This is a genomic window from Terriglobales bacterium (assembly GCA_035691485.1).
Lineage (GTDB): Bacteria > Acidobacteriota > Terriglobia > Terriglobales > Acidobacteriaceae > JAIQGF01.
Window position 1 is genome coordinate 21,791 of the sequence record DASSIZ010000033.1, and the last position, 13,186, is coordinate 34,976.

The 13,186-nt window shown below is 55.2% G+C and carries 11 protein-coding genes; 4 read left to right on the forward strand and 7 right to left on the reverse strand.

What is annotated here, in order from left to right:
• Positions 1-44: 44 nt before the first annotated feature.
• The 6 genes from VFI82_04245 to VFI82_04270 form a co-directional block, all read right to left on the reverse strand.
• On the reverse strand, positions 45-2,960 hold the full coding sequence (locus VFI82_04245; GenBank protein ID HET7183868.1) for a CHAT domain-containing protein: 2,916 nt from the start codon (positions 2,958-2,960) through the stop codon (positions 45-47).
• Between the two features lie 78 nt (positions 2,961-3,038).
• Complete coding sequence (locus VFI82_04250) at positions 3,039-4,805, reverse strand: ABC transporter substrate-binding protein (protein HET7183869.1); 1,767 nt, start codon at positions 4,803-4,805, stop codon at positions 3,039-3,041.
• Positions 4,802-5,812: an ABC transporter permease gene (locus tag VFI82_04255; GenBank protein HET7183870.1), complete on the reverse strand. Its 1,011-nt coding sequence runs from the start codon at positions 5,810-5,812 to the stop codon at positions 4,802-4,804. The genes VFI82_04250 and VFI82_04255 overlap by 4 nt, the downstream gene beginning before the upstream one ends.
• The gene (locus VFI82_04260) at positions 5,809-6,780 is read right to left on the reverse strand and encodes an ABC transporter permease (GenBank protein HET7183871.1); all 972 of its coding nucleotides are present in this window, start codon (positions 6,778-6,780) and stop codon (positions 5,809-5,811) included. The genes VFI82_04255 and VFI82_04260 overlap by 4 nt, the downstream gene beginning before the upstream one ends.
• 27 nt (positions 6,781-6,807) lie before the next feature.
• Positions 6,808-7,593 carry a dipeptide/oligopeptide/nickel ABC transporter ATP-binding protein gene (locus tag VFI82_04265; protein HET7183872.1) on the reverse strand — a complete coding sequence of 262 codons (786 nt, stop codon included), beginning with the start codon at positions 7,591-7,593 and terminating at the stop codon, positions 6,808-6,810.
• Positions 7,593-8,537 (reverse strand): ABC transporter ATP-binding protein, encoded by a 945-nt coding sequence (locus tag VFI82_04270; protein HET7183873.1) that lies wholly within the window; start codon positions 8,535-8,537, stop codon positions 7,593-7,595. Before VFI82_04270 ends, VFI82_04265 begins: the two co-directional genes overlap by 1 nt.
• A 385-nt stretch (positions 8,538-8,922) precedes the next feature.
• Between VFI82_04270 and VFI82_04275 the strand changes: the two genes are divergently transcribed.
• From VFI82_04275 to VFI82_04285, 3 genes are all read left to right on the forward strand, one after another.
• Positions 8,923-9,306, forward strand: coding sequence for a response regulator (locus VFI82_04275; protein ID HET7183874.1), 384 nt, complete (start codon positions 8,923-8,925; stop codon positions 9,304-9,306).
• Positions 9,303-9,698, forward strand: coding sequence for a response regulator (locus tag VFI82_04280; protein HET7183875.1), 396 nt, complete (start codon positions 9,303-9,305; stop codon positions 9,696-9,698). The genes VFI82_04275 and VFI82_04280 overlap by 4 nt, the downstream gene beginning before the upstream one ends.
• Before the next feature lie 486 nt (positions 9,699-10,184).
• A complete protein-coding gene (locus VFI82_04285; protein ID HET7183876.1) occupies positions 10,185-10,859 on the forward strand; it encodes a sigma-70 family RNA polymerase sigma factor in 675 nt (224 codons plus the stop codon).
• Positions 10,860-11,187: 328 nt separating this feature from the next.
• Here the strand turns inward: VFI82_04285 and VFI82_04290 are convergent, their stop codons facing one another.
• On the reverse strand, positions 11,188-11,400 hold the full coding sequence (locus tag VFI82_04290) for a hypothetical protein (GenBank protein HET7183877.1): 213 nt from the start codon (positions 11,398-11,400) through the stop codon (positions 11,188-11,190).
• A gap of 355 nt (positions 11,401-11,755) precedes the next feature.
• On the opposite strand from VFI82_04290, the gene VFI82_04295 reads away from it, so the two are divergent.
• A complete protein-coding gene (locus VFI82_04295) occupies positions 11,756-13,087 on the forward strand; it encodes a S8 family serine peptidase (protein ID HET7183878.1) in 1,332 nt (443 codons plus the stop codon).
• The last annotated feature ends 99 nt before the right edge of the window (positions 13,088-13,186 follow it).

Sequence of the window (13,186 nt, forward strand, 5' to 3'; positions counted from 1 at the left end):
TATTAGTATTTCGCGAATTAGTGACTGGAGAAGAGGTGACGGCCTCAGTTCGTGCCTTCAACCTCTGTGGCAGTGTTGCGTTTCGTCACGCGGGAGCTTTCAGAATTGCCAATTAAGACAAAAGGTGCCCAGTGGTAAGCGTCAGGGTAGGTTTGACGCAACTCCAGCACAGCTTGCCTCAGTGCGTCACTCTTGTTCGCGGTCGTGGACAGTTTCGCATAAAACAATCTCATGAAATCGGCCGTGCTTCGATCATTGACGTCCCAAAGAGTCAACAGCACGGCTCGAGTACCGGAATAAAGAAGGCCGCGCACTAGCCCTAACAGTTCATCTCCGCTGGTTACGACGCTCAGGCCAGTGCCACAACCGCTGAGAGTCACGAGCTCTGCCTTGAGTCGGAAATCGTAAAGATCGTAAACGCTCAGATAAGAGTCAGCCATGCGAATAGCGGAGAACATGGGGTTATCCGTACGAAATTCGCCATGAGTGGCGATGTGCACAAATCGGCTATTCGCGGCGACTTTACGGAGTTGGTCGATAGTTGCCGCGGCACCCATGAGGATGTGCGGGTTGGGAAGCTGCGCCGCTACCGCATCAACCTCTTCGCCGATTCGCGGCGTACGCGGATCTGGGATTCCGAGAACCGTCGACCTGCCAACGCTGCTCATTGCTTTTTTCATGGAACACAGGTAATACACGCTGCCGCTGGGAGCATACGAAATCCCATAAGAATCGATCAGATAGCGCTCTCCGTCGAAAAGCGCATGAAACGGTAGGCGATGCAAACAGCCGTGGGGAACAATGACCAGGTGCTGGCATTGTAAGAGGTGGCGAAGCGGTAAGATTAAATCCCGATATAGGACGTTAAGATGATCATTGGTTGCGGCACGCAGCAAGTCGGAAAAGGTGCGTACATATTCGTCCCCAAGGCGAAACTTCGATAACTGAAATTCCAACAAGAGCAGTTCCTGTCGGATACGAGCTGAAGGCGAGAGAGGCACAAGCTGAAAGGTGTCGGGGCCGAGCAAGGCAGCGTATATGGTGTCTTCTGCGATATAGTACTCAAGCAGCAAAGTGCCCGGGGCAATTGCAGAGCGGATCTCTTCCACGGTAGCGACGTCTGCCGCTTGAAGATTGGCAGAGTTTTCATCTGCTGTCCAAAGCAGTGGCCCAATCTGGTCGAGTCTCTTCTTCAGTCTGCGAGCGCGCTTCTGCAGAGTTGTAATGTGTTCCCACGAATACCTGCTGGCCTGCAGGCCTTCCAATTCAATACGTCTGTCAATCCAGTTCAATTCCTGCCGTAGCGCAATTGCAGCCTGCATCGTATTGTTGGTCTGTCGAGGTGTCCCACTCCGGTTGAGCGATCGGAACGCGATCAGATCGGCCAGTGCCCGTGATTTTGATTGCTCGATATAGGAAAAAGCGGCGAGTTGCTGGTTACCGTCAGGCCTGGTGAGCGACATCCTAACCAGCTTTTCGTAAACGGTTAATTTGTCTTGCTGAAATGAAATCTTTGTTTCCGCATGAACTTGGCTGCGCAGAGTACGCAAGATTTCGTGCGCTTTTTTGTAGGTGCGGTAGGCGGCATGCTGCTCCCCGAACGCTTCCTGGACCTGGCCCAAAACGAAGTAAGCCTGGTAAGCGACAATCGGACTCTCTGCCTTTCGAAGTTTTCGCAGCGCCATGTGGCATTCTTCCTTGGCTCGAACCAGTTCACCGTTTCGAAGGTCCAATTGCGCGATTAAAAGTTCACAGAGCGCTGCTTTTGTGGGCAGCCTTGATAGTTGAAACACTTCCAACGCCGACTCGCACAAACGGCGGGACTGCGAATTGAAGCCGCTCCGATACAAAATCATCGCCTGGTACAGATCTAGCAGAGCAGACCAAACGCGATTGTTCTCACGAGTGAAGAGCTGCCGAGCGCGTCGCAGAATCGTAATTGCCTTTGAGTTTTCTCCATGGTGTACTTGAGCGATGGCCCAGAAGGTCAGCGCTTTTGCAGTTTCATAGCGCATGCGCAATGTTTTGAAGTTTGCCAAGGCACGCTGTGCCAAGTGAGCGGCGTCCTCGCTCAAGTTGAGTTCCAGGTAGAGTTCGGACTGATCAAGATCACAAAGAGCCTTGTGATAGGTATCACCTGCCTCCTCGCTACGTTGCCGCGCGGCTTCGTACATTTGAATGGCTATCGTGTATTCGCCACGCAGATAATGCAAATAAGCAATGTTGTAATCTGCTTCAGCGACCAACACCGCCATGTTGTGGCGCTCGCAGTAACAACGGGCCTGAACGTAGACGTCGAGAGCGCGGGCAAACTTATTCAGACTGATGTAACAGACGGCAATGTTCCGGAGCGCGATGGCGATGTCCTGCGGCTCGCCCGAGCGCCGGAATTCACGATGCGCCCGGTCGTAGAGTTTCAGGGCTTTGTCGAACTGATCCTGTCGGTAATAGATATTGCCGAGATTCAAATCCAGCCGCGCTAGTCGCAGGCGATCGCCATGTCTTCTGAAAATGGCTCGGGCTCGTTTTGCCCATTGAATTGCTTTGCCGTAACGGCCTAAATAAATCAGGCTGTGCAGGGCCCCACTGTAAGTGCGACCGATGTCGAGATCACACCCTAGCCGGCGGTAAATGGACACCGCGGCGTCGTACTCCTGGATGGCTTGCGCATGCCGGCCGTTGAGATGGAGAACATGGCCTTTCGCGCGAAGGCCCAGAGCGCCAGCGCGGTCATCGCTAAGTTGCTTTGCGAGCCATTGCGCGGTTCGCGCCAGCGCTGCCGCGCGGCGAAGGTCAATGCGAGCGAGACGGACGACCTCGTCATAGAGTTGTTCAACTGCTGCCAAATTATGCAGCCAGCCTCTGCGCCGCAGAAACTTCTGTCGCGCAATGTCAGTGGGCAACTCTGCGAGCTTATCGAGCCAATTGTCCCGTTCGGAACTTCGAGTAACCGCGGCCACAGTGTGAACTAAACCTCCTTGATGTCGCGATGCCTCGCAATGCGACAGACATTTCCATGGCACAGCGGACCACGCGAGCTATTGCACCCAAAACAGTTCTTCGACGTTCCAAAGGGTGTAATGGTCGAGATTTGCGGGGCGAAAGTTTCCAATTCCGGTTTTCGCGCCGACTAAAATGTCAGGAGTAGCAAGACAGATGATAGGCAAGTTCTCTGCAATCAATAGCTGCACGCGGTCATAGAGCTGCTTGCGATCGTGGAATTGCACCGTGGCAAGCTGTTGTTGCATAAGCCGATCAATTTCCGCTTCCCAGTACGTCGCCGGTTGTGTTTCATGCAAGTGCCAGAGGTGGGTGCTGCCGGTTGAGAGCCACACGTTGATCTCCGACGCGGGATCTACGTCACCGCTACCGATCCCCATCAACGCAGCCTCGTACTCGTATGTTTTCGTAATGCGGTCGACCATCGCACGAAATTCCATCGGCACGATGTCAACCCGCATTCCAAGCTGGCCCAGGTCTTCCTGAACCATGGTTGCCATGGCTACGCGGGGAGCATTACCCGCGGCTACAACGATCGAGAAGGCGACACGTTCCCCGTTTGGCGCCAAAAGAGTGCCGTCCTGTGCCCACGAAAACCCCGAGCTTTTCAGAAAAGCCTTGGCGTGGTCGAGGTTGCGCGATGGTTTAGGTAACTCAGCGTTCAGCCACAACTTGTTGCCCGGTGTTACCGGTCCCCAAAGTGGGCTCCCATTGCCGCGATAAACGATTTTGGCGATCGCCTCCCGGTCGATAACAGCGGATACGGCTCGGCGGAAATTCACCTCACGAAACCAAGTCTGCTTGCTGGCAATTCGCGGAAACTGGCCGACGTCATTCAGGTTGAAAAAGACGAAATTGTATTCAAGTCCAGGTCCGACGTCGTAGAGACGATAGGTGCCGGAGGTATTCTTCGACAAGACCGCATAGTTCTCAGCGCCGATGCGGTTGATGATGTCGGTCTCTCCCGCTTGAAAACGCATGACCTGAGCATCGTCCGTACCGACGAACAGAAACGTGAGTCGTTCCAAGTACGGTAATCGTTTTCCCGTCCGGTCTGCCTTCCAGTAATAAGGATTGCGTTCAAGGACGACCCGTGTGCCTGCCGCATATTCTTTCAAGCGAAACGGTCCGAGCCCAACGATTGTCTCTGGCTTGCTGTCCAAGCGCCACGCGTCTGCGAAAGCGCCTTGTTGATAGGTCTTTTCCAAAACATGGCGCGGAAGTATCGCAATGCTATCAAAGAGACGCTCGGCTGGACCGTACGGCTGCGCCAATTGGAACTCCACCGTATATTGGTCCAGTTTGCGCACCACAATCGGCTTGCCACCAGGCAGGAGCAAATCGCGCTGCGGAGAGCCGACCTTCTCGTCCATGTAAATCTGGAAAGAGAAAACAACATCATCGGCGTCGAAGGGATGGCCATCGGAAAAACGAATTCCTCGACGCAAGTTAACCGTGTAGCGGCGCCCGTCAGGTGAAATTTTCCAGGCTTTAGCCAGAGCGGGCTCCGTCTGCTGTGAATGCCGGTTGATGTGCACCAAGTCGGCCATCATGCGCCAGATGATGTCCCGAGACGGAACATCCAAAGCCATCACAGGATTCAGTGTCTTCGGCTCGACGCGTTGTGCAACTACCAAAACGCCACCGGAGCGCCCGACTTCAGAACTGGTGCTAAAGAGTTCTTCGTTAGCTTGGGCGTGTACATTAACAACCAGTACAGTTGAGAAAGCAAACGCCAACGCAATTCCAACCGCGAAAGGTCTTGCCACATGATGATGTCTGTAGGTATTCGCGTAGTCCTTCATTGATATGACTCCTGCAAGGCATTCGCAACGGTGTAGTAGGCCCAGAAAATTACGATGGCCGGAATCGCCGGCAAGAACATCCACCAATACGAACTCAGTATGTGATAGTGCAGTAACGCGCTCAGCATGTTCCCCCAACTCGGAACCGGTTCGCTTACACCAAGACCCAGAAATGACAGTGTCATCTCGCTCAAACTGTACCTTGGCACGAGCAGCGTGGCCTGGGTTAGCGCGACTGCAAGAGTTTGCGGAACAATGTGCCGCCGGAGGACGTAGAGGTTCGATGCGCCGAAACCTCGCGCGGCGATCACGTAGTTTCGTTCTTTCGCTGTGAGCACGATGCCGCGGATTAATCGCGCAGGTCGCGCCCAGCCGACAATTCCGATCACCGCAATGACAAGAAGAAAACTTCTTGTTGGATCAACATTCAGAGGCAGAAATGCTTTGACTGCCAGCAACAGGTAAATCCATGGCAATACCATGAATACTTCCGCCGCACGCATGACCACGTCGTCAGCTGGGCTCCCGTAGTATCCAGCTATGATCCCGAACAGCAGTCCGATGCCTATCGAGAGTGCGCCGGCAAGCAATCCGGCCACCAGCGAAATCTGGCCACCCCGCAGGAGCCGAGACAACTGATCTCGGCCGTACTGGTCTGTGCCCAAGACAAAAAGGTGTGCCGGTTCATCCACTCCGAAAAGGTGTATGCGTTCGGTCCAATGTGCCGCCACTTTATATTCAGCGCCGCGAACGAAAAACCGGATGGGATAGGCATGTTCCCGTGCCTCGACGTACCCTGCGGAGCTATATTCCAGCGGATAAATGAACGGCCGAAGATGGAATTGACGTTGACCATCCATGAAATGAATGCGAGTTGGAGGCGCAAATGAGTAACTACGGATTTGTGCAGAATAGTCGTACGGGGCAATAAATCCGCCGAGCAGTACAATCGCGTGCACAGTGATAAGGCTGTAGACCGCGACCCGAAGTGGTTTTCTCGTACTCACACGGAAACGCTCCTGATACGCGGGTCAGCGGCATACAAAAGCAAGTCGGCGACGAGGTTGGCGAATATCACCAACAAAGCCGACAGCATGACCGAACCGATGACGACATAAACGTCGCGCGCCAAAATCGCTTCCAGCAGCAGGGGGCCGATCCCCGGCCACCCCATGATGACTTCAACCAGCATCGAGCCGCTCAGGAGACCTGCGAGCGAAAGACCGAATAGCGAGATGAGCGGGTTGGCCGCGGCGGGGAGCGCGTAGCGGAATAGCAGCGAGCGGCGTGGTATCCCGTGAGCGCGAGCAGCGCTGATGAACGGGGAGCTCAAAACCTCGGCCATCGAACTGCGCAAGTGCCGCACTAAGACAGGCAACGTGCTGAGGACGAGCGCTAGCACTGGCAACATCAGGTGAAGAGCAAGGTCCTTTGCCTTCGCCCAAACGCTCAACTCGTCGAACCCCAGGGAGGTCATTCCCCCGACAGGGAAAGCATGGGTGCGAACGGCGATCCAGAGACATGCCAGCGCCAAAATCATGTCGGGCACGACGAGCAGACCGGAGGTCGCCATTTCTACTGCATGCCCGCGCCATGAACTCTTGTTCGTCAAAGTCCACAATCCGAGGGGAATGGCTATAGCCCAGGCCAGCATTGTTGCTAGTCCGGTCAACATCATCGTGTTTTTCGCGCGCCGTAGCAGCAACGGCGCGACTGGTGCGTTGTAGGCGAGCGAGAGACCGAAATCGCCGTGAGAAGTGGACTTCAACCACCGCCCATAACGGATCAGCAGCGGTTGGTCGAGTCCGTATCTTGTTTTCAGGAGCGTTATTGCGTCTTGCGAGATATTCGGATTCGCTTTGAGCTCGTCAAAGTAGCTTCCCGGAGCAAGTTCCAGCAGCGCAAACGTGAACACGGATACGGCAAATGCAAGTAACACGCCGTGTAAGACCCTGTTTAGTGCGTAATAGCCCATACTGCTATTCCTCAGAGAGTTACCCAATCACTGGTGCCGTTGTCCCAGACCTGACACGGATAACTGCAGACACGGTGCACTGCTTTTGTCCAGTTCAGTACTGCCGGAACGTTCGATAATTCGGCCGTTGTTGATCACTGCGACCTGATCCGCAATATATGGGATGAGGGTCAAATCGTGTGTAATGAACAGGTAGGTCAGCCCCCAAGAAGCCTGCAATTCCAGGAGCAGGTTGACCACTTGTGCCTGAATGGAGACGTCGACGCCGGATAGAGCCTCGTCGAGAATCAGTAGTTTGGGATTCAACGCGAGCGCCCGTGCGATGCCGAGGCGCTGCCGTTGCCCGCCGCTGAACTCAAATGGACGGCGGTCGACCCATGCGGCCGGCAATTGAACTCGGTCCATGAGTTCTACAGCCCGCCGCCGACGGTCTCTAGAGTTCCAGCCTGCGACGAGCAGAGGCTCTTCCACAATTTCGGCGGCGGAGAACCGTGGATTTAGGGCTGTAGCCGCATCTTGGAAGACGAATTGGATCTGCCTTCGGAATGGCAGGAGAGAACGGCCGTCAAGGCGCGAAATGTTTTGACCATCAAACCAGACCTCTCCTGACGATGCCTCTTCCAGACGTGCAATGCATCGGGCCAATGTTGATTTACCTGAACCGGACGCCCCAACCAGTGCAAGAGTCCTACCTCGCGGAATAGTAATGCTGACATCATCCAGAGCGATGATGGGATGCTTAGCGCCGAAAAGCAGGCGGCGTGGAGTATAGATTTTACAGATATTTTTTGCGGTCACGAGGTCGGAAGGCATCACGTTACCCTCGGGACAAAGCAGCGGACGGATTGCCCTGGAATCGGTTGCGTCACATCGGGAATACGACTGCGACAGATTGCCTGACGATAACCACAGCGGTTTTCAAAAGAGCATGCGTCGGTCAACTTCGCGAGATCCGGCGGATCTCCCGGAATTGCTGTTAGACGTGCGCGGCTCGTTGTCATTGCACGATCGCCAGGCATGCAACCAAGTAACGCGACCGTGTAGGGATGCAGCGGCCGCGTAAGCACGGGCTCTCGCGGTCCCTGTTCCACGATTTGTCCGGCGTACATCACCATGATGCGGTCGGCGAAGCCGGCTAACAGACCGGGGTTGTGGGTGATGAGCAGAATACCCAGGTCATAACGAGCCTTCATGCCCGTCAACAGCTGCAGAATTTGGGTTTGGGTTTCGATGTCGAGGTTCGCCGTCGGTTCATCAGCGATGATGATCGCCGGCTCGCAGCAGATCGCCTGGGCGATGGCTACACGCTGCTTCTGCCCGCTGCTCAGTTCGTGGGGGTACGCCTCGTAAATCCGCGCGGTATCAGAAAGCCCCACCTCCGCCAGTAATTGTTTTGCGCGGTGGTGGCAGGCCGCACGATTCCCGCGGCGATGGGCGCGCATCACGTTCGCAATTTGCGCTCCGACGCGCATCACTGGGTTCAGCGAAATTGCGGGCTCTTGAAATACAAGCGACAGCTGGGCTCCACGAACACTTTCCAGTTCTTTTTCTCTCAAACCGGCGAGTTCACGGCCATTGAATTGGATGGAGCCGCTGACAATTCTTCCGGATCGCGGCAGCAGTTGCAACAGCGTCAATGCCAGAGTGGTCTTACCCGAGCCCGATTCGCCGAGAATCCCGACTGCTTCGCCTCGATCGACATCGAAACTGACATCCCTGACCGCAGGTACCTGCAATCCGTTGCCGGCGTAGACCACGCTTAAGCTGCGGACCCGTAGTATCGGAGCCATGCCGAGGATACCTCACTGCGAACGGCTGAATACTACAGCCGAGAACAACCGGTACCGGAAAACGCCAAAAGGCGAAGCGTGGTTGACCAGAAGCGGCAACGTACGGTGAATACAATCACCATTCGACTGAAGCGGCAACTCAGTATAACCCTATTTTTACGTTGGAGAAGATACGCATGGCCGCAAGAAACCTTAGTCCTTCTACGGCGTGCGCGATTCCTTACCAATGGCCGCGCCCCAAATTTTTGCACGGGCACTATATTTTTCCGGCCGTTCATTCACCCTTATCAACAACGATCGAATTTCAGTCCAATGCAAGGCAGGGCTTCAGCTCTGCCGTAGCCGAGGTCCTGTGCGAAATCGAAAGAAAATGCTTTTGCTCGTCGATGATGATTGCAGACAGCTGGCCGCACGGAAGCACATTCTGGAACATTCGGGTTACGAAGTTCTAACAGCTGGCGACGCTCGCGACGGCATGCACTTATTCGAAAGTGAAACGCCTGATGCGGTCGTGCTTGATTACGAAATGCCAAGCGTAAACGGTGGCGTGCTTGCCGCCAAAATTCGGCGCCTAAACGAGGTGGTTCCGATTGTTATGCTGTCCGGATGTACCTCAGTGCCGGCCAGCGCTCTGCGCGCCGTAAATGCCTTCATTTCCAAGCCCACCGCACCATCAGTTCTGATCAATGTAATCGAGTTTTGGACCGCCTGCAGGAGGCAAGGGGCAATCGCATGAAAGCGCGCGTGCTCCTCGTGGACGATGAACCCGTCATCCTTGAATGCCTTGGAGCCATTCTGTCAGGCGAGAAGTGCGAAGTGAAAGCAGTTGGCTCAGCCGCTGCTGCTGCGACGGCTCTGAAAGAGGCTGCTTACGACCTGGTAATCACCGACATGGCTATGGAAACTGAAACGGCTGGATGGACGGTCGTCCGAGAGGCTCAACAACAGTCAATTCGACCACAGGTCTTCATCCTGACGGCATTTCACATCCCGGCGGCAGAATGGAAGCGACGAGGTGTTCAACAGCTGTTCACTAAGGGGCAGGGGAATCTAGCGGTGATAATGCAGGCCGTAAAGAGAGCCCTCGACGAACAATCCTGCGTGTCGCTTCGTTGCGCCGGCAATTGAGAGCATGAGCCCGCCTTCCTGCGCCTGTTCGTCAATTCACAGCAGGCGCTGCACATAGAGAAATATTTATGATCTACCGGGGCATGTCGGAGACCTTGGGGCTCATTCGAGGCAAGACTTCCTTGACACTGGTCTTCATAAAACTTTCTCTGTGCCCGAAACTGTAGCGGGTCTGTACAGATGCGTTAAGTGAATGATGCTGCATACGAATTCCTGCCATTGAGGAACGAAAGTCCACAGCTTGTCTGTGGAAATGCCCTCGCGAGATTGCACCACTAGGTTTTTTTCACTATTGACACCGCCGAGAATTCGCCATACGTTCGCAGTATCTATCAGCGCGCCAGATGACCAGGTTTCCAACCCAGGCTCGCCTGAAAAGACAGCGGAAACCTGGCAGCAGAACGCGGCTCTCGGAAGCGCAGCAGTGTCTGCAGCGCTCGCCACGCGAGATTCGCCGCCCAAGAGCGGAGAGAAGCATTCTTGACCATGACACATCCCACATCCGATCTGCGAAACAACTGGCGCGCGGAAGACCTGGGCAAATTAAATTGTCGCAGTGCTACATCCAAGCAACCACCCGCACGCACAAGTTCGCATTCCGCCGAGCCGGTTGCAGCAACCGGTGACGCCCATCTTGTCTCGGAGTGTCTCAAGGGCAGCGAGGACGCTTGGGCAGCGCTCATCCACAAATACAAACGCTTAATGTATTCCATTCCTATCAAGTACGGGGCGCGTCCGGCGGACGCCGCCGACATCGTGCAGAGCGTTTGCATGGAGCTTTTCTGCGAACTCTCGAACTTGCGCAAAGTGGAGTCCCTCAAGTCGTGGCTTATGGTGGTCACAGCGCGCAAGAGCTTTCACTGGAAAAAGTCGAATCGGATGGAAATGACTTTGGACAATGTGGAGCGGGATTACCCAGAAGCGATCGCGATGTCTTCCGCGGAAATTGTCGAGGCTGAAAAAGAACAATGCCTGCGCGAAGCAGTTGCTCAACTGCCGGCGCGATGTCAAGAATTGGTCCGGCTACTTTTTTATGAACAGCCGCCGATTCCGTACGCCGAAGTAGCACGACGACTGGGGCTTGCTACCGGATCGATCGGCTTCACCCGGGGGCGCTGCCTTGCGCGCTTGCAGAAGATTTTAACGAAGATGGGTTTCTAAATGATCTCTACCAACTCCAGGTCGGCTAATTGCGGTCATACCAAAGAATTTTTTCAGGACCCTATTTTTTCGGCACAAGCGTCACTCTTTATGAGAGGCGGGCGTAAGTGTGCATTGAGTCGATGCCTGTAGCTTGCGTCATCTGATTTTCATCACTGTGCCCACATTCAGGGGTAGGTGCAGGAGCGAACTAGCGATGTTAAGTAACGGAAGAAGCACTCATTACGATCCTGGACGGTGGGTTGATTTCGTACGCGGTGTAGTAGATACGCGAGACCGCGAAAAAATGCAGGCTCACCTGGACGGCGGCTGCACGGAGTGTCGCGAATTAGCCGGCTTGCTTTCCCGCATTGCCCAACGGGCAACTGCAGATGCCAGCTATGAGGTGCCGGACCACGTCGTCAGGAATGCGCGGGCTCTTTACTCCCTGCATCGCCCAGAGGAAGTGCGCCTGTTGCCGCGGACGATTGCGCGGCTCGTCTACGACAGCTTCCGTGAGCCTCTTCTCGCCGGAGTGCGAAGTCAGCAGTGCGTCGCCCACCAGTTGATGTACGAAGCAGGACCGTACTGTGTGGACTTGCGCCTGGAAAAAGAGCGGGACTCCACAAACGTTCGCCTCGTCGGGCAAATTGCAAATCGAGAACACGGAGCCGTCGGTGTTCCCGAAGTGCCTGTGTTCCTGCTGTCGCGAAATTTGGTCGTTAACAAAACTACGACCAACAAGTTTGGCGAGTTCGCGATGGAGTACATACCGAGGAGCGGCTTGCGCCTGTTTGCCCCGATTCCCGGGGAAAACCATATCGAAGTCCGGTTAGGCCAGGCTTCATCAGTTCGAAGTACCGCTTGAGTGGCTGCGCCGACGGTGCCGGTGCCGTGCGGCCCACGGAGTTATCTGCATGAGACGAAAAAGCCTGCTGGTCACCATCCTGTTGTTGGTCTCGGCCGTACCCCTTTTTGCGCGGCGCTTCTTATTACAAGTTTCGCCTTCGGATGCGCCCGCCGTTGCTGCTCAGTACGGTCTGACAATTGTCAAGCAGATTCCGAACCAAAGTCTCTTTCTCGTCACCGCGCCTGAATCGCTCGATGTCAGCCAGTTGATGAGCCAGCTCAATTCGGATCCGAATGTTGCGGGTGCCGAGTTGGACGGGCTCGCGACAACGCCGGAATCCACCGCTTTTGTAAATCTAAACCAATCCACGGCTGGCATCCTCGATACGGTCTCCAATGTAAGCGCGGTCACTTACTACGGCGCGCAAGTTCCGAGCTATTACGTGAACCAGACAGCCACAAGCCTGATTCGACTGAGCGACGCGCAGACCCAGTACGGGGCTACGGGCGCCGGCATCGTCGCCATTATCGACACTGGCATCGACCCCAATCATGTCGCGTTGCAGGGAGTGTTGTTGCCGGGCTTCGATTTCACGCGCCAGCAGGACGGGGCCAATGAGTTTCTGGACTTGGATCAGTCCACGGCTGGCATCCTGGACCAATCGACGGCAGGGATTCTGGACATCAACTCCGTCGTTGTCTTGAATCAGTCCACTGCGGGCATTCTGGACCAATCAACTGCCGGCATCCTGGATACGAGCACCCTTCCGCCTGATTTTGGTCACGGCACCATGGTCGCGGGCATCGTGCACCTGGTTGCACCAGGCGCCCAAATTTTGCCCCTCAAGGCGTTCAATGCTAATGGCGTAGGCTACGTGTCCGATGTCATTGCGGCGATCTACTACGCAGTAGACGTGGGCGGTGCCACGGTTATCAACATGAGTTTCGATTACGGGCAATCGCAATCGAAGGACGTCAAGGCGGCGATCAATTACGCCAATAGCAAGGGCGTGATGTGCGTTGCTGCAGCGGGCAATTCCGGTCAGGACGTGCTCGTCTATCCCGCCGCCAACGGCAACGTATTTGGTGTTGCGTCCACCACTACGATACCTGCGCCGGACCTGCAAAGCCTCTTTACCAACTACGGCCCGGTTGCCTCCATGGCGGCGCCAGGAGAGGCCATTCAGACGACGTACCCAGGCAGCTACTACGCCGCGGCATGGGGTACCTCCTTTAGCACGCCATTTGTGAGCGGAACTGTTGCGCTATTGCAGCAGTTCACAAACAAGCTGAGTTACGACTCCGTCGCCAAGGCTTTGCAGAACGCAGTGCCGATCAACTCTAACCTGGGCTGGGGGCGCCTCGACGTCTATGCGGCCGTTACGCCATTCGCGCAGTGACTCGAATGTTCCACGTGACAAGCTGTCGCCCATGACGAGCTGGAAAAAGTCGACCCATTATGAAGCCGAACAATGGATCGATTTCGTGCGCGCAGTTGG